The following is a 15230-nucleotide window of genomic DNA, read 5'->3' on the forward strand; positions in this document are numbered from 1 at the left end:
GTGTTCTTACTGGTCATGCGGGGTGGGACTCCTGTCGTTCCCTCTAGGCTAACCCGACAAATCGGGGCGTTTCACGCCACGCTGTCACAGAGGGCCCCGGCCGGCGGCTTCGCCGCCACCGTCGTGACGTCCCAGCACGGAATCCGGAGATGACCACTGTCGAGAAGGAGTCAGTGGAACACGATGGCGTGGCCGTCGGCAATGCTTGCCAGACATGCCCGATAAAGCTGGTACCAGGCGAAGCGCTCCGTCTCGAATGGTCCGTCCCCCGCGAGATCCCGGGCCTCCCCGGCCTCCCCCGTACCGGAGGGAACGCCCTCGTCGTCGAGGTCGATGCCGATCGACGGTGCCATGTCCGACAGTTCAGCCAGCAGGCGCTGACTGGAGCCGACCATTCCGGCGCCCTCGACTGCCGCCTCGTCAGGGAGGAAGAGCGGATCCTCGAAGTCGACCGGCACGTAGTAGCCGGCACAGTCGGAGTGACAGAGCAGATGAGAGGCGAGCCTCGACATCTCGTCCCGGATCTTCTCGCAGTCGCGGTTGAACTGGCGCCCGCTGACCTCCAGAGCCGGCGTGACGGGTTCGCCGAAGTTCATGAGCACCAGGATGCGGCGCAGCTGGGTCAGGTACCCGTAGGGAAAGCCACCGGAGAAGGTACGGGCACGAGGCGGATCGGTGATCTCCGGCTCGTGCCAGGCGATTCCCTCCTCCTCCAGGAGCGCCTGGCCGAGGCGGGCGAAGGCAGCGCGGTGATGGTCGAGACCTTCCGCGTCGTTGCGAGCCTGGTCGTAGAGGAGTCCCACCGATATCGAAAGTCCCATGGGGCGCAGTTTAGGAACGACCACTGACGGCGACGGGTCCGCCGCCGCGCCGACAGCCCGGCCTTCGGGGCGGCCTGCGACCACTGCGTGATCCGGACGCCGCCGGGGCGTGAAGCTGCAGGCACCGTCGCGGGGCCCGGGCGCCGCGCTCCGCGTTACCGGGCCCCGCGGTCGGGGGCTGGGGTGCGCGGTCGTAGGCGTTCTCCCTGCGGCCCGAACATGATCAGGTATTCGACCGGTCCGCCGGGTCCGGCGTTCGCGACTCCGTGGGCGGTGCGGGTGTCGAACTCGGCCACGTCCCCGGCGCTCAGGACGAGGTCCTGCTCGCCGAGTGCCAGCCACAGCCGCCCGTACAGGACGCACAGCCATTCGTACCCGTCGTGGGAGACCTGCCGCGGCCGTGCCGGCGGCGCGTCGACGGCGGGCAGGACGTGCTTGTGGGCGTGCAGGCCCCCGACGTACCGGGTCAGCGGTAGCACCGTCTTGTCGGTGCCGGAACGCTGCGGCACCGGGGCGCGCGGTCCGGCCGCCGCGGCGGGTGCGGTGCCGGCCAGCTCGTCCAGGGAGACGTCGTACGCCTTCGCGAGCTGCAGCAGCACCTCCAGGGTCGGCCTGCGCCGGCCGGTCTCGATCCGCGACAGCGTGCTCAGTGAGATGCCGGTCGCGCGGCTGACGTCGGTGAGTGTGGCGCCGTGCCGCTCGCGCGCGGCCCGCAGCCGGGGGCCCATGGCCGCCAGCGTGTCGGCTGTGCCGTCGTCCGTCACCGTCACTGTCACTGCCACCGTTGCCCCGCTCCCTCCGGCCGTGCCGCCACCTCCACGGCTCTGTCCTGCCAGTTTGCCATAATGGCAAGGGTGTTCGCGTCGCGTGGCCGCCGCGCCGCATGATCGGTGGGTAACCGCGGCCGCCCGTGAACCGAGGAGAAGCGATGCACCAGCCCGCGCCGTCCGCCGACCTGCGCCACCGCACCATCGAGGCACCCGCCGGGCGATTGCACCTGGTCGAGCAGGGCACCGGACCGCTGGTCCTGCTCGTCCACGGCTTCCCCGAGTCCTGGTACTCCTGGCGCCGCCAACTCCCGGCCCTCGCGGCGGCGGGATACCGGGCCGTGGCGCTCGACGTGCGCGGCTACGGCCGCTCCTCCAAGCCGGCCGCGACGGACGCCTACCGGATGCTCGACCTGGTGGAGGACAACGTCGCCCTGGTGCGCGCCCTGGGCGAGGAGACGGCGGTGGTCGTCGGGCACGACTGGGGCTCCAGCATCGCGGCGGCCTCCGCCCTGCTCCACCCCGAGGTCTTCCGCGCCGTCGGACTGCTGAGCGTCCCCTACGCGCCGCCCGGCGGCCCCCGCCCCACCGACGTCTTCGCGCAGATGGGCGGCGACCAGGAGTTCTACGTCTCGTACTTCCAGGAGCCCGGCCGGGCCGAAGCAGAGATGGAGCCCGACCTCCGGGGCTGGCTCGCGGGCTTCTACGCGGCCATGTCCGCCGACACCATGCCCGCCCGGGGCGAGCCCGACCCGCACTTCGTGACCCGCACCGGCGGCCGGCTGCGCGACCGCTTCCCCAACGGCAAGCTGCCCGCCTGGCTGACCGAGGACGACCTCGATGTGTACGCCGGGGAGTTCGAGCGCACCGGCATGACCGGGGCCCTCAACCGCTACCGCAACATGGACCGCGACTGGGAGGACCTCGCCCAGTACGGCGGAGCCCCGATCAAGCAGCCGTCCCTGTTCATCGGCGGCGCCCTGGACGCCTCCACGACCTGGATGGCCGACGCGATCGACGCCTACCCCGTCACCCTCCCCGCCCTGGCCTCCGCCCACATCCTGGACGGCTGCGGGCACTGGATCCAGCAGGAGCGTCCCGAGGAGGTCAACCGCCTGCTGACCGCCTGGCTCGCCTCCCTCCCGGGCTGAACCGGCGGGCGCATGCCTGGGTGATGCGCGCCCGCCGGCACGCCCACGACTACGAACGCCTTGAGGCCTGACAGCCCTGAGTACCGGGCCGGCGCACAGCGCGTCGGGCCGGGCCGGCGACGAGGGGACCACCTCGGCGATCTCGGTGAACAACGGCAGCCCACTCAGGACGGGGGCCCGCCACCCGCTCGGCATGGATCGACCACGACAGTGAACTCCCCATCAATGAGGGGATATTGATGTACCTTCAGGTCGATCGTCCGCCCGGCGGCAGCGGTCGATCCTGGTCGCGTCACCGAAGATGTCCACCGTCGACTCGACACGGCCCCGGGCATGGTCAACGGCCACGACAGGGCTCGTGAAGTCTGTGAACGGTCCCCCGGTAGTCCGCACGTCAGTCCCGACCTGGATGTCCATCTCGTGCGTCACACCAGCCCTTTGCGCTGCTGCTTCGGTCGGCCATCGCTGACAGAAGCGAACCTACCCGTTGGCGGAACGGGGTCGAACGGCCCGAGCCGGGCCGGCGGTGCGACCGTCGGTTGAACCACAAGTTGAGGGCCTGGGCGGGAAGGGCGCCGACCACCTGCCCGGCCCGGCCATCGGCATTGCAGAGGACGAACTCCGCACGGTGGTCCGGGGGCCGCTGCCTCTGCGCCCCGGCAGGCGGCGAGGCCGGGCCGCGGACACGGACTCGCGGGCCGGAACTGGACCACCCGGTACGCCTATGGGTGGATCACTCGGCTCGGGGTCTACCGCCTGACCGGGACCGTACGCGGGGCGACGGACGCATGCCAGCCGGTGAACGATGTCGGAAAGTCGTGTGCGGGAGAACGGCATGCACGGTGTGAAGCGGAGGGGACTGAAAACGGAGCATCGGCCACCGCGCCAGCCCCCGGCCCTACTCAGGCGTCCCGGACGGCGAAGTTCCCGAGGGGGCTCTCCAAGCGGTCGTAGGCCCGGAGGGCCGAGGGGTGGACCGCGGCGGCGATCGCCGCCCGCTCCTCGCCGGCCAGGGTGCGGCGGAACACCTCGGCGAACACCGCACGGTCCACGGCGGCGAGCAGCGCGGCGGCGACCCGGCACTCGAAGCCGACGGGTCTCTCCTGCACCGCCTCGGCCAGCGCCTCGGCGAGTGCCGTCTCGCTCTGCTCGTGCAGCTCGCGCAGCCGGGCGCCCAGGGCGGGGCTGTCGAACACGGTGCGGGCGAACTCCGGGCCGGAGAAGCCGAGCCGCGCGTCGTGCCGGTCGAGCCCGGCGAGGCAGTCGCGGCGCAGCGCGGCGAGCGCGGACTCGCCCGGTGCGCGCTCGGAGACCGTTGCGGCGAGCCGGACGACGAGCTCCTCGTGCAGGTCGAAGAAGAGGTCCTCCTTGCGCGGGAAGTGGTTGGTGACGGTCATCTTGGCGACGCCCGCGGCGGCCGCGACCTCGGCGATGGTCGTGCGGTCGAAGCCCCGCTCGATGAAGAGCCTGGTCGCGGCGTGCGAGATCGCCTCACGGGTGCGGCGCTTGTTGAGCTCGCGCAGGTTCGGAGTCGTCCCGGTCTCGGTCATGCCGGGAGCCTAGCGCAGGAAGCTGGGTCGAGTACAGAAATTAGATTTGACCTCATCGATGGGTCCGTCCTAAGTTCTTTTCGGGGCGGCCGGAGCGGCTGCCCGGGTGGGCGTCCGAGAGTGTGCCGGGTGAGCGTCGAAGTGGCGGCACGCGGTCTCGGGGGGCGACTCGCCCAAGGGCGACCAGGGGAGGGCGCATGACCGCATCCGTTGCTGCGAAGGGCCGGCCGGGAGGAGTCCGGGAGGGGGAGCCGGAGCCGATTCCGCCGGGCCTGTGGAAGATGGGCGGGGTGCTCGCGCTGGGGCCGGTGCTCGCGCTGCTGGACAGCACGATCGTCAACGTCGGCATCGACTCCGTCGGGCGCGATCTGCACGGCTCGATCGCGGAGATGCAGTGGGTGGCCACGGGGTACCTGCTGGCGATCTCGCTGACCATGCCGCTCTCGGGTTGGGCCGCCGGCCGCTTCGGGGGGCGGCGGGCGTGGCTCGCTTCGGTCGTCCTGTTCGTGCTCGGATCGGCGCTGTGCGGCCTGGCCTGGTCGACGGGCAGTCTGATCGCCTTCCGGGTGCTGCAGGGGATCGGCGGCGGGATGATTCAACCGCTCGGCCAGGCGATCATCATACAAGCGGCTGGGCCGTCCAGGGTCGGGCGGGTGATGGGCACGCTGATGCTTCCGATCAGCCTGGCCCCGGTCCTGGGGCCGATCCTCGGCGGGCTGGTGCTGGAGCACTTCGACTGGCGCTGGATGTTCCTGCTGAACGTTCCGGTCGGGCTGGTGATCCTGCTGCTCGCCGCCCGCTGGCTGCCGTCCGACGAGACGTCGGACGCACCGAAGCCCCGGCTGGACGTGACCGGTCTGGTGCTGCTCTCGCCCGGCCTGACCGGGCTGGTCTACGGGCTCGCGACGATCGGTGACGGCGCAACGGTCGGCTGGGTCGCTCTCGTGGCGGGCGCGGTGCTGGTGGCGGCCTACGGCTGGTACGCGCTGCGGGTGGGGCGCGGGGGCGTCCGGACACCGCTGATCGACCTGCGGCTGTTCGCCCGGCGCGGCTTCAGCGTGGCGACGGCGAACAGCTTCCTGCAGGGCGCCGCGCTCTACAGCTCGATGTTCCTGGTGCCGCTCTACTACCAGCAGGTGAAGCACGCCGGCGCGGTGGAGGCCGGGCTGCTGCTGGCTCCGCAGGCCCTCGGCACGGCGGTCACCGCCATGCTGGCCGCCCGGATGACCGACCGCATCGCGCCGCGTCCGCTGATCATGATCGGCATCGGCTGCTCCCTGGTCGGCACGATCGCGTTCACCCAGCTGGGCAGCGGCTCCGAACCGGCCGCCTGGCTGATCGCCGGCTCGCTGGCACTGCGCGGCGCGGGCATGGGGATGATCGCGATCCCCGGCCTGGCAGTGGTGTACGGGAGCGTCGAGAAGGACCAGGTGCCGGCGGCGGCGGGTGCGGTCAACGTGTTGAACCGGGTGGGCGGGGCGCTCGGCACGGCGGTGCTGACGCTGGCGCTCCAGCAGGCGCAGGACGGGCACCCGGGCCGGCCGGGTGCGGCCTTCGGCGAGACCTTCTGGTGGGTGCTGGCCCTGTCCGCGCTCGCCATCGCTCCGGCGCTGCTCTACCCGAACACCCGACGCTCCGGCTGACCACCGGCAGGTCCGGTTGACCACCGACCGGTTCCCGACCACCCAGACCTGGAGGCACCCGTGTCCATCCGTCACCCCGACGGCCTTCGCCTGCTCAGTGTCCACGCGCACCCCGACGACGAGTCCAGCAAGGGTGCGGCCACCCTCGCCCGGTACGCGGCCGAGGGCGTGGACGTCCTGGTCGCCACCTGCACCGGCGGCGAGCGCGGCTCGGTGCTCAACCCGGCCATGGACCGGCCCGAGGTCCGGGCCGACATCGCCCGCGTCCGGCGCGAGGAGATGGCGGCCGCCCGGGAGATCCTCGGTGTGCGCCAGCGGTTCCTCGGCTTCGTCGACTCGGGGATGCCCGGCCCGGACGAACCCCTTCCCGAGGGCTGCTTCGCCGCCCGGCCGGTGGAGCTCGCGGCGGCGCCGCTGGTCGCACTGATCCGGGAGTTCCGCCCGCAGGTGGTGATCACCTACGACGAGACCGGCGGCTACCCGCACCCGGACCACGTGATGACCCACCGGGTCACGGTGTCGGCCGTCGAAGCCGCCGCCGACCCGGAGCACGATCCCGGGCCGGGCGAGCCCTGGCAGGTGTCCAAGCTCTACTACCACCTGGCGCTCTCCCGGGCCTGGTTCCGGGCCCTGCACGAGGCCATGACGGAACGGGGCGTCCCCTCGGGGATGGGCGAGCTGCTCGCCGGCTGGCCCGACACCCCGCCGGCCCTGGCCACCACCACCCGGGTGGCGTGCGCCGAGCAGTTCGCCGTACGGGACGCGGCGATGCTGGCGCACGCCACCCAGGTCCAGCCGGGCGTGGCCTTCATGGCCCACTCGCGGGACATCGAGCGCGAGGTCTGGCCGACCGAGGACTACCACCTGGCCCGGAGCCTGGTGCCGGTGGTGGGTGCGGCGGCCGGGGAGGGCGCGATCGAGACCGACTTGTTCGCCGGGCTACGGGCGGAGGCAGGGGTGGAGGTGGGGGCGGGATGAACCGGACGACGGGCGCGACGGGCGCGGCGGCGCGGGCGTTCGCGGCGTCACCCGGTGGCGCGGTGGCCGCCGTCCGCTCGGCAGCGCCCGTCCGCTCAGCACTGGCCGTCGGCGAGTACGTAGTAGCCCGGTCCGGTCTGCTTCAGGGTGTGGGTGACGAAGGTGTTCCAGAGCCCCATGCTCTGGCCCGATCCGAGCGCGTAGGTCTGGCCGCCGGTCTGGGTCGCACGGCCGGCCGAGACGTGCGCGTAGTTGCTGGCGGTGAAGCACTGGGGAGTGCCCCCGCCCGGCGTGGTCGCCGTCACCGCCGCCGACCGGGGGCCGGCGGCGCCCGACCCGTCGACCGCCGCCACGGTGTAGCGGTACGTGGTGCCGGCCGCGAGTCCGGTGTCGGTGAAGGCCGTGCCGGTCGTGCTGCCCACCTGGGCGTCATCGCGGAAGACCTGGTACGAGGAGGCGCCGCTGACGGACTGCCAGCCGAGGGCGATCGACCCGGCGGCCGCGGTCGCGGTCAGCCCGGTCGGGGCGGGCAGCCCGGGGTCGGTGGGGCCGGAGCCGCCGTCCAGCCCCCAGAACTGCGCGGTGTAGTAGCCGGAGCAGATCGTGTCGAGGAAGTAGGCGCCGGTCGCCCCGCACTGGTCGGCCCCGGAGCCCGGGTCGACGGCCAGGCCGTGGCCCATCCCGCTGATCGTGAACACGGCCACCGCGGGCCTTCCGTTCGCATCGGCGTAGAGCTCCTGGGTGGTGCCGCCGGGCAGGCTCCGGGTGCCGGTCGGCTGACGGCCGAGGCTCTGGACGTTCGTCCACTGGTCCCGCAGCTCGGCCGCGTTCACCGGCCTGACCACGGTGTCGGCGGTGCCCTGCCAGACCGCCACCCGGGGCCACGGCCCGGTGTAACCCGGGTACGCGGCCCGGACCTTGTCGCCCCACTGGGCCGGAGTGAGCCCCTGGTCGGAGTTCTGGCAGCCGGAGGCGGCGGCCTGGGTGGTGGCGCAGTGCGCGGGCAGCCCCGAGTCGATCGCCCCGCCGGCGAACACGTCGGGGTAGTCCGCCAACAGGTCGGCGGCCATCCCACCGCCCGCCGAGAGACCGGTGACGAACACCCGGTGGGCGTCCGAGCCGTACAGGGACTCGGCCTTGGCGACCATCTCGACCACCGACCTGGCCTCGCCGACGCCCCGGGCGGCCCTGCTCGCGTCGAACCAACTGAAGCAGGAGAGGCTGTTGTTGACACTGCTGGTCTGCGGGAACACCACCGCGAAGCCGTATTGGTCGGCGAACTTGGTCCAGCCCGAGTTGCGGTAGTAGTCGGTGGCGCTCTGGACGCAGCCGTGCAGCGCGACCACCAGGGGAGCGTTGCCGGGCAAGCCGGCGGGGGTGTAGGTGTACATCGCGAGGTTGCCCGGGTTGGTGCCGAACCCGGTGACCTGCTGGAAGCTGCCGCCGGCGGCCGCCGCCACGGAGGATGCGGCGGAGGCTGTGACGGGGGAAACCGTGGTGGGTGGGGTGGGTGCGGTGGGGGAGGCGACGGCTGCGGAGGGCGCGGCGGTGCCGAGCGCGAGAGCGGCGGTGGTGAGCAGCGCCGCGGCGGTGGGGCGCAGTGGCATGGGGACTCCAACGTGGGGGAGGAGTGGGGGCCGGTCCCGTGCAGCGTGGCGCGCCCGCAGGCCCGGTGCCATGTGACGGTCATCCGGGGGCCACCGCCCGGGCATGGTGCAGGCCGCCATGGTCCTGCGGCTCGCGGCTCGCGCCCCGCGCCGTGGTCCTGCGACCCGGCTGCGCGTCCTGCGGAGCACTGAAGGCCGTACCTGCCCCGTACCGGAACGCACTTGAGGCGAGGTGATGTCGGGGACGACGGTGTTCCAGGGCGAACCCGGACCACCTTCACAAGCCGATGACCGATGGAAAAGAACCGGCCCCGGCCGCCCGAGCGACCGGGGCCCGCCCGGGTGGGAGTCCCGGGGCGGCTCACAGGGCCGCGAGCACTCCGCAGAGGGCGATGAAGCCGCAGATCCCGAAGTTGACCAGCTTGTGGGACAGGAAGATCGCGGCGAACTCGCGGATGGTGGCGCTCGGCCAGTAGTACCGGGCGGTGGGAGAGCCGAAGACGTGGCCGTTGACGCCGGTCTGGCGGGCGAGCAGTGCCGCCCGGAAGGCGTGGAAGTTGTTGGTGACCACGACGCAGCGGTAGTCGGGCTTGGCCTGCTCCATGATGGCCTTGCTGAACAGCAGGTTCTCCTCGGTGGTGCGCGAGCGGTCCTCCCGCTCGATGTGCTCCTCGGGGAAGCCGCGTTCGACCAGGTAGTCGGCCATCGCGTGGGACTCCGGCAGCTTCTCGTCCGGCCCCTGGCCGCCCGAGGTGATGAGCACCGGCGGGTTGCCGCGGGCGGCCTGCTTCTCGTACACCTCGCGGCCCCGGTTCAGCCGGCTGGCGAGCAGCGGCGGGACGCGCTCGCCGCCGATCAGCCCGGAGCCGAGCACGATGACGAAGTCCACGTCCCGGCGCGGCCGGTGGCGGCTGTACAGGAAGGCGTAGCCGACGAAGCAGGTGAACAGGAAGGAGACGTAGCCGACCACGAGCACCGCGGTGCCCGCGAGCGCGGCCAGCGGCCGCGAGTGGACGATGAGGGCGGCGACCAGCAGTCCGATGACGCCGAGGATGCCCAGCCCGGCGAGCAGCGACAGCAGGTTGGCCGGCCGTCTGCCCTCCTTGCGGATCATGGTCAGGCCGTTGGCGAGCAGGAACCAGACCAGGGCCGCCGTGCCGAGGGCCGGGAGGAGGACGATGACCGCCGCTGCGAGTGTGATCACCATGCTGGGTGCCTTGCGGAGCTCGGCGAGCAGGGCGAGGGACAGGAGGGAGACGGCGATGCCGAGCAGGACGGCGTTGCTGAACTGGCGACGGTCGCGTACTACCCCGATTCCGAACAACAGGAAGAACAGGGCGGCTGGGGCATAGGCGATCATGCGTCGTATCGTAGGGGAATCCCACCTGTACGAACCGGCCGGGCGTTCGGAGGAACCGGGGGCCCCGGTGAGCGCCCGGCGGGTGCCCCGGACGCCCGGCCGGGGTTCAGGCGAAGCGCTCGATCGCGGCCAGGATCGCGTCCCGCATCCGCGGGCTGCCGGTGTGCCCGGAGTCGTCGATGACCGTCAGCCGGGCGTCCGGCCAGGCCTTGACCAGCTGCCAGGCCGTGTCGACCGGCCCGCCGAGGTCCAGTCGGCCGTGGATCAGTTCGCCGGGGATTCCGGACAGCCGCCCGGCGTCGCGCAGCAGTTGGCCGTCCGGCAGGAAGGCCCGGTTCGAGAAGTAGTGCGCGGTGATCCGGGTGAAGGCCATCAGCGCGTCGGAGGGCCGGTCGGTGTACGCGTTCGGCTTGCCCAGCGTCTCGTGCGAGATGACCGCGTCCTCCCAGGTGGCCCAGGCGTTGGCGGCGGCCCGCCGGACCGGCTCGTCGGTGCTGTTGAGCAGCCGGCTGTAGGCGGCGAGCAGTTCGAAGGTGTCCCCGTCGCGGTCGGCGGGCGGAAGGAAGTCCCGGAACGCCTCCCAAGCCGCGGGCAGGAAGCGGCCCACGCCGCGGTACAGCCAGTCGGTCTCCTCGGGACGGGTCATGGTGACCCCGCAGATCACGATCGCGGAGACCCGTTCCGGATGGGCCTGCGCGTAGGCGAGGATCAGCGTGGAGCCCCAGGAGCCGCCGTAGAGCAGCCACTTGTCGATGCCGAGGTGCTCGCGCAGCCGCTCCATGTCGGCGATCAGGTGCGCGGTGGTGTTGTGCTCCAGGCTGGTCGAGGGGTCGGCGGCGGCCGGGCGGCTGAGTCCGCAGCCGCGTTGGTCGAACTGGACGAGGTGGTAGCGCTCCGGGTCGAAGTACCGCCGGGTGCCCGGGCTGTGGCCGGAGCCGGGTCCGCCGTGCACCACCACGGCCGGCCTGCCCGCCGGGTCGCCGGAGGCGTTCCAGTGGATCAGCTGCCCGTCGCCGACGTCCAACAGGCCTTGTGCGTACGGTTCGTAGAGGGGGTACGGCTCGGGCATCGGTGACTCCTCCGTGGTCGTACGGGGTGGGCCCGGCGAGCCTACCCCGGTGTCGAATCCCGAGGAGGGGCTCAGCGGCGCTCCGGCGGGAGCAGGGCGGCCAGGCCGTCGAGGACCCGCTGGAGGCCGAATTCGAAGCGGGCGTCCATGTCCGGCGCGGTGAGGTCGTCGGCGAGGGCGACCAGGTTGGGGAAGGTCTCGGCGGGCTGGGTGCGGAACAGGTCGCCGGCGGCGTCGGCGATGTCCCGGCGGCTGGTGCCGAGGACCTCGGCGGCCGAGATCGGCGACTGTTCCTGGAGCACGAAGCCCTGGACGAAGGCGCCCAGCAGGTAGCTGGCCATGGCGGCGTCGGCGTCGGAGAAGCCGGCCGCGCGGAGCCGGTCCAGCTGGTCCTCCATCAGCCCGAGCAGGTGGGGCCCGGGGGCGAGCCGGCCGGCGACGACCTTGGCCGCGTCCCGGGTGCCGAGCAGCAGGCGGCGGTAGCGCCAGCAGTACGCGTGGAACTGCTCGCGCCAGCCGCCGGTGCGCGGCGGGGGCTCGGCGGAGCCCAACAGGGCGTCGGTGAGCAGGTCGAGGAGCTCCTGCTTGTTGCGGACGTGCCAGTACAGCGAGGCCGCCTTGACGCCGACCTCGGCGGCGACCTTGCGCATGGACAGCCCGGCCAGGCCGTCCCGTTGCAGGACGCGCAGGGCGGCCTGGGCGAGGGCGTCCCTGGTCAGGGCGGGTGTCGTGTCGTCGGTCCCGGGCGTGTCGGGGTGGTTCTGCGGCATGGGTGTGCGGACGCCTCCGGCCGTGTGGTGGATTCCCGCTTGCAATCTAACACCGTTAGGTGCACTCTGTGGCTGTCGCGCCGACCCCTAACAGTGTTAGAGGCTCATGACCGGGAGGGAACCCATGGAGGAATCGAGCGCCCGCCGCCGACGGCTCGCGCTGCTCACGCTCTGCGTCACCATGTTCATGTCCATGCTGGACAACGTCATCGTCAACAACGCCCTGCCCCGCATCGGCCGGGAACTGGACGCCGGGATCAGCGGCCTGCAATGGGTCGCCGAGGGCTACAGCCTGGTCTACGCGGCCTTCGTGCTGACCGGTGGCGCACTCGGCGACCGGTACGGCCGCACCCGGGTGTTCCGGCTCGGCCTCGCCCTCTTCACGGTCGGATCGGCCCTGGCCGCGCTCGCCGACACGATCGGCGTGCTGGTCGGCGCCCGGATGCTCCAGGGCGTCGGCGCCGCGCTGCTCACCCCCGGCAGTCTCGCCCTGCTGCGGCACGTCTTCACCGACGAGCAGGAGCGGGCCAAGGCCATCGCCACCTGGTCCGGGGTCTCCGCGCTCGGCCTCTCGGTCGGACCGGTGGTCGGCGGCCCGATGGTCGAACACCTCGGCTGGGCCAGCGTGTTCTGGATCAACGTGCCGATCGGCGTCGCCGGACTGCTGCTCGCCGCCCGGGTGCTCCCGGACATCCCGCCGCGCGCCCGCCGGATCGACCTCGGCGGCCTCGCCCTGTCCGCCACCGGACTCGGCCTGCTGGTCTACGCGCTGATCGAGGGCCCGTCCCGGGGCTGGACCGACGCCCGGGTGCTCGGCTGCGGCGCCGCGGCCGCCGTGCTGCTGATCGCCTTCCTGCTGCTCGAACTGCGGCTCGCCGAACCGATGCTGGAGCTGCGGCTGTTCCGCGACGGCATGCTGGGCGGCGCGCTGCTCAGCGGGTTCATGGTCAGCTTCGGGATGTTCGGCGCGCTGTTCTTCCTGCCGCTGATGATGCAGGGCACCCTCGGCTGGTCCCCGGCCGCCGCGGGCTACGCGGGACTGCCGATGACCGCGATGCTGGTGCTCGCCGCGCCGCTCTCCGGCCGGCTGACGGCCCGCCACGGGCCCCGGCCGCCGCTGGTGCTCGGCCTCGTCCTCTGCGCGGCGGGCCTCGGCGGCCTGTCACTGTACGGTGACCACGCGCACTACCTCGAATACCTGTGGACGCTGTTCGCGATGGGCCTCGGGATGGGGCTCACCTTCACCCCGGTGTCGATCGGGGTGATGCAGCGGGTCGCCCCGGCCCAGACCGGGATGGCCTCGGCAGCCATCAACACCCTGCGCGAGCTCGGCGGGGTGCTCGGGATCGCCGTGCTGGGCGCCGTCCTGACCGGCCGGCTGACCGACTCCCTGACGGGCGCGCTGCACCGGCTCGGCGTCCCGCCGGACGCCGTCGGTCCGATCGCGGACGCGCCCACCGGCGCGGTGCACGGCGGTGCCGCGGCCGCGGGGGCACTGCCCGGTCCGCTCCAGGAGGCGGTGGACGGCGCCTTCATCGACGGCATCCACCTCGCCGTGCGCTGCGGGGCGGTCGCGCTCGCGGTCACCGCCGTCCTGGTCGCCGTCCTGCTCGGCCGGGCCCGTCCGATCGCCCCGCCGGAGGCCGTCCGTCCGCGGCCGGCCGAGCCGGCCGAGGCCCGCTCCGCCTGATCGGGGAACCGGTCGGCTGCCCGGCCGCGCGCACGGCACGCCCGGACGTGCCCGTCGCACGGGCCGCCGCACCGGCGGCCCGTCAGCGGATGCCCTCGATCGCCGCCTGCGCCCTGCGGGCCAGCTCGCGCCGGGCGCCCGCCCGGGCGGGCTGCGGGCCGGGCGGCGCCATCGGCGGTAGGAAGGTGACGTCGGCGACCAGCCCGCGGGCCGCGACCACCCGGGCGAGCGAGGTGAGCAGCCCGTCGTCCCCGATGAAGGCGGGCACGCTGGTCGGCCGTCCGTCCGCCAGCCGGTAGCGGATCGTCACCGGCTGGACGTCGGCGCCCGCCTCCACCGCCGCCTGGAACAGGGCGGGCCGGAACCGGCCGCTCTCCCGCCCGCACCAGGTCGACCCCTCCGGGAAGACGATCACCGGTTGCCCGGAGCGCAGCACCCCGGCCACCGCGGCGACGGTGTCCGGCAGCGTCCGCAGCCGGTCGCGGTCCAGGAAGACGGTGCCGCACCCGGCGATCAGCGGGCCGAGCACCGGCCACTGCCGGACCTCGGTCTTGGCCAGTGACCGGCCCGGCCGACCGGCGGCGAGCAGTGGTATGTCCAGCCAGGAGACGTGGTTGGCCACCACCAGCACCCCGCCGTCCGCGCCGGGACCCGGTCCGCCGGGACCCGGTCCGTCGGGCCCGGCGAGGTGGACGGTTACCCCGAGGGCGCGCAGCACCGTCCGCGCCCAGAGCCGGACCAGCAGGATCCGGGCGCGGTACGGGAACAGCCGGACCGGCAGGCCGAGCACGACCCCCGCCAGCACGGCGGTCAGACAGGCCGCCAGCCGCAGCGCCCGCCGGGGGTGGGAGACCTCCGGCGAGGCCTCGGCCAGGCAGGTCTCGGGCCGGCAGGTCGCCGTGGGCAGCCAGACGCTCATGACGAGGCGCCCGAGGCGGGTACGCCGGACAGGAAGTGCCGCAGGTAGCGCGGGTCGGTGCGCTCCAGCGACAGCAGCACGTACAGGTCGGCGCAGTCGAAGTCCGGGTCGTACGCGGGCTCGCCGCAGACCCAGGCGCCCAGCCGCAGGTAGCCGCGGAGCAGGGCCGGCAGTGCGCCCCGCTCGGCGCGCGCCACCCCGGTGGCGTCCCAGCGGCGGTGCGGGGTGACCCGGTACTCCTCGGGCGCCAGGTGCTTGGCGCTGACGGTGTCCCAGACCCGGGCCGCGGTGGCGCCGCCGTCCGCCAGCTCGATCGAGCAGCAGCCGCCGACCCAGGTGTTGCCGGTGTCGGCCAGGTAGCGCGCGATGCCGCCCCACATCAGGTTGATGACGGCGCCGTTGCCCCGGTGGTCCGGGCGGATGCAGGAGCGCCCGAGCTCGACCAGGCCGGGGCGCACCGGCGCGAGCGCGGAGAGGTCGAACTCCCCGTCGGAGTACAGTCGCCCGGCCCGGCGGGCGGCCTCGGGGCGCAGCAGCCGGTAGGTGCCGACGACGGCGCCCTGCTCGCCCTCGCGGACCAGCAGGTGGTCGCAGTACTCGTCGAACGGGTCGACGTCCAGACCCTCGACCGGACTGTGCAGCACCGCGCCCAGCTCGGCGCCGAAGACCTGGTGACGCAGCCGCTGGGCGGCGCGCACGTCGTCCTCGTCGCGGGCGAGGGAGACGGTGTACGCGGCCGGGGCGGCGGGCCGGGGGCGGGGCGCGGGGACCACCCGGGCGTCGTGGGTGGGGGCGACTGCGGACGGAGCGTACGTGGGGACGGTGGTCATGGCGGACCCTCCAGGGCAGCACGATCGGCGGTGCCGTGGATCACCAGGGCACCGTCCCGGTCCGCAGGCGGTTGG

13 protein-coding genes are annotated in these 15230 nt (G+C 73.2%); 4 read left to right on the top strand and 9 right to left on the bottom strand.

Annotated elements, in window-relative coordinates; all coding sequences use genetic code 11:
* Positions 1 to 170 precede the first annotated feature (170 nt).
* Both ACWGJO_RS21155 and ACWGJO_RS21160 read right to left on the bottom strand, forming a co-directional pair.
* Positions 171 to 821, bottom strand: a complete 651-nt coding sequence (locus ACWGJO_RS21155) for a hypothetical protein (protein WP_452185825.1) — start codon at positions 819 to 821, stop codon at positions 171 to 173.
* A 155-nt stretch (positions 822 to 976) separates the two neighbouring features.
* Positions 977 to 1549, bottom strand: coding sequence for a helix-turn-helix domain-containing protein (locus ACWGJO_RS21160; protein WP_452185897.1), 573 nt, complete (start codon positions 1547 to 1549; stop codon positions 977 to 979).
* A gap of 200 nt (positions 1550 to 1749) precedes the next feature.
* Here ACWGJO_RS21160 and ACWGJO_RS21165 point away from each other — a divergent pair, with 200 nt between their 5' ends.
* On the top strand, positions 1750 to 2739 hold the full coding sequence (locus ACWGJO_RS21165; RefSeq protein WP_452185827.1) for an alpha/beta fold hydrolase: 990 nt from the start codon (positions 1750 to 1752) through the stop codon (positions 2737 to 2739).
* 902 nt (positions 2740 to 3641) lie between these two features.
* Here the strand turns inward: ACWGJO_RS21165 and ACWGJO_RS21170 are convergent.
* On the bottom strand, positions 3642 to 4289 hold the full coding sequence (locus tag ACWGJO_RS21170; RefSeq protein ID WP_452185829.1) for a TetR/AcrR family transcriptional regulator: 648 nt from the start codon (positions 4287 to 4289) through the stop codon (positions 3642 to 3644).
* A gap of 197 nt (positions 4290 to 4486) precedes the next feature.
* On the opposite strand from ACWGJO_RS21170, the gene ACWGJO_RS21175 reads away from it, so the two are divergent.
* Positions 4487 to 5932, top strand: a complete 1446-nt coding sequence (locus ACWGJO_RS21175) for an MDR family MFS transporter (protein ID WP_452185831.1) — start codon at positions 4487 to 4489, stop codon at positions 5930 to 5932.
* A 60-nt stretch (positions 5933 to 5992) separates the two neighbouring features.
* Positions 5993 to 6910 (top strand): mycothiol conjugate amidase Mca, encoded by a 918-nt coding sequence (mca, locus tag ACWGJO_RS21180; protein WP_452185834.1) that lies wholly within the window; start codon positions 5993 to 5995, stop codon positions 6908 to 6910.
* Positions 6911 to 7005: 95 nt separating this feature from the next.
* Here mca and ACWGJO_RS21185 read toward each other — a convergent pair whose 3' ends face one another.
* The 4 genes from ACWGJO_RS21185 to ACWGJO_RS21200 form a co-directional block, all read right to left on the bottom strand.
* On the bottom strand, positions 7006 to 8517 hold the full coding sequence (locus ACWGJO_RS21185) for an extracellular catalytic domain type 1 short-chain-length polyhydroxyalkanoate depolymerase (protein WP_452185836.1): 1512 nt from the start codon (positions 8515 to 8517) through the stop codon (positions 7006 to 7008).
* Positions 8518 to 8878: 361 nt separating this feature from the next.
* On the bottom strand, positions 8879 to 9877 hold the full coding sequence (locus ACWGJO_RS21190) for a YdcF family protein (protein WP_401053729.1): 999 nt from the start codon (positions 9875 to 9877) through the stop codon (positions 8879 to 8881).
* Positions 9878 to 9983: 106 nt separating this feature from the next.
* On the bottom strand, positions 9984 to 10946 hold the full coding sequence (gene pip / locus ACWGJO_RS21195; protein ID WP_452185838.1) for a prolyl aminopeptidase: 963 nt from the start codon (positions 10944 to 10946) through the stop codon (positions 9984 to 9986).
* Positions 10947 to 11017: 71 nt separating this feature from the next.
* A complete protein-coding gene (locus tag ACWGJO_RS21200; protein ID WP_452185840.1) occupies positions 11018 to 11716 on the bottom strand; it encodes a TetR/AcrR family transcriptional regulator in 699 nt (232 codons plus the stop codon).
* Positions 11717 to 11840: 124 nt separating this feature from the next.
* Here ACWGJO_RS21200 and ACWGJO_RS21205 point away from each other — a divergent pair, with 124 nt between their 5' ends.
* The gene (locus tag ACWGJO_RS21205) at positions 11841 to 13406 is read left to right on the top strand and encodes an MFS transporter (RefSeq protein ID WP_452185842.1); all 1566 of its coding nucleotides are present in this window, start codon (positions 11841 to 11843) and stop codon (positions 13404 to 13406) included.
* Positions 13407 to 13488: 82 nt separating this feature from the next.
* On the opposite strand, the gene ACWGJO_RS21210 is transcribed toward ACWGJO_RS21205, so the two are convergent.
* Both ACWGJO_RS21210 and ACWGJO_RS21215 read right to left on the bottom strand, forming a co-directional pair.
* Positions 13489 to 14325: a lysophospholipid acyltransferase family protein gene (locus tag ACWGJO_RS21210; RefSeq protein ID WP_452185844.1), complete on the bottom strand. Its 837-nt coding sequence runs from the start codon at positions 14323 to 14325 to the stop codon at positions 13489 to 13491.
* On the bottom strand, positions 14322 to 15155 hold the full coding sequence (locus ACWGJO_RS21215; protein WP_452185846.1) for a GNAT family N-acetyltransferase: 834 nt from the start codon (positions 15153 to 15155) through the stop codon (positions 14322 to 14324). Before ACWGJO_RS21215 ends, ACWGJO_RS21210 begins: the two co-directional genes overlap by 4 nt.
* Positions 15156 to 15230 lie beyond the last annotated feature (75 nt).

The sequence above is a fragment of the Kitasatospora sp. NPDC054795 genome, from assembly GCF_053611565.1.

Coding starts and splice junctions, on each gene's coding strand:
- ACWGJO_RS21215 (WP_452185846.1), bottom strand. CDS start 15,155: ATGACCACCGTCCCCACGTACGCTCCGTCCGCAGTCGCCCCCACCCAC.
- ACWGJO_RS21155 (WP_452185825.1), bottom strand. CDS start 821: ATGGGACTTTCGATATCGGTGGGACTCCTCTACGACCAGGCTCGCAAC.
- ACWGJO_RS21165 (WP_452185827.1), top strand. CDS start 1,750: ATGCACCAGCCCGCGCCGTCCGCCGACCTGCGCCACCGCACCATCGAG.
- ACWGJO_RS21185 (WP_452185836.1), bottom strand. CDS start 8,517: ATGCCACTGCGCCCCACCGCCGCGGCGCTGCTCACCACCGCCGCTCTC.
- pip (WP_452185838.1), bottom strand. CDS start 10,946: ATGCCCGAGCCGTACCCCCTCTACGAACCGTACGCACAAGGCCTGTTG.
- ACWGJO_RS21200 (WP_452185840.1), bottom strand. CDS start 11,716: ATGCCGCAGAACCACCCCGACACGCCCGGGACCGACGACACGACACCC.
- ACWGJO_RS21205 (WP_452185842.1), top strand. CDS start 11,841: ATGGAGGAATCGAGCGCCCGCCGCCGACGGCTCGCGCTGCTCACGCTC.
- ACWGJO_RS21160 (WP_452185897.1), bottom strand. CDS start 1,549: ATGGGCCCCCGGCTGCGGGCCGCGCGCGAGCGGCACGGCGCCACACTC.
- ACWGJO_RS21190 (WP_401053729.1), bottom strand. CDS start 9,877: ATGATCGCCTATGCCCCAGCCGCCCTGTTCTTCCTGTTGTTCGGAATC.
- ACWGJO_RS21175 (WP_452185831.1), top strand. CDS start 4,487: ATGACCGCATCCGTTGCTGCGAAGGGCCGGCCGGGAGGAGTCCGGGAG.
- ACWGJO_RS21210 (WP_452185844.1), bottom strand. CDS start 14,325: ATGAGCGTCTGGCTGCCCACGGCGACCTGCCGGCCCGAGACCTGCCTG.
- ACWGJO_RS21170 (WP_452185829.1), bottom strand. CDS start 4,289: ATGACCGAGACCGGGACGACTCCGAACCTGCGCGAGCTCAACAAGCGC.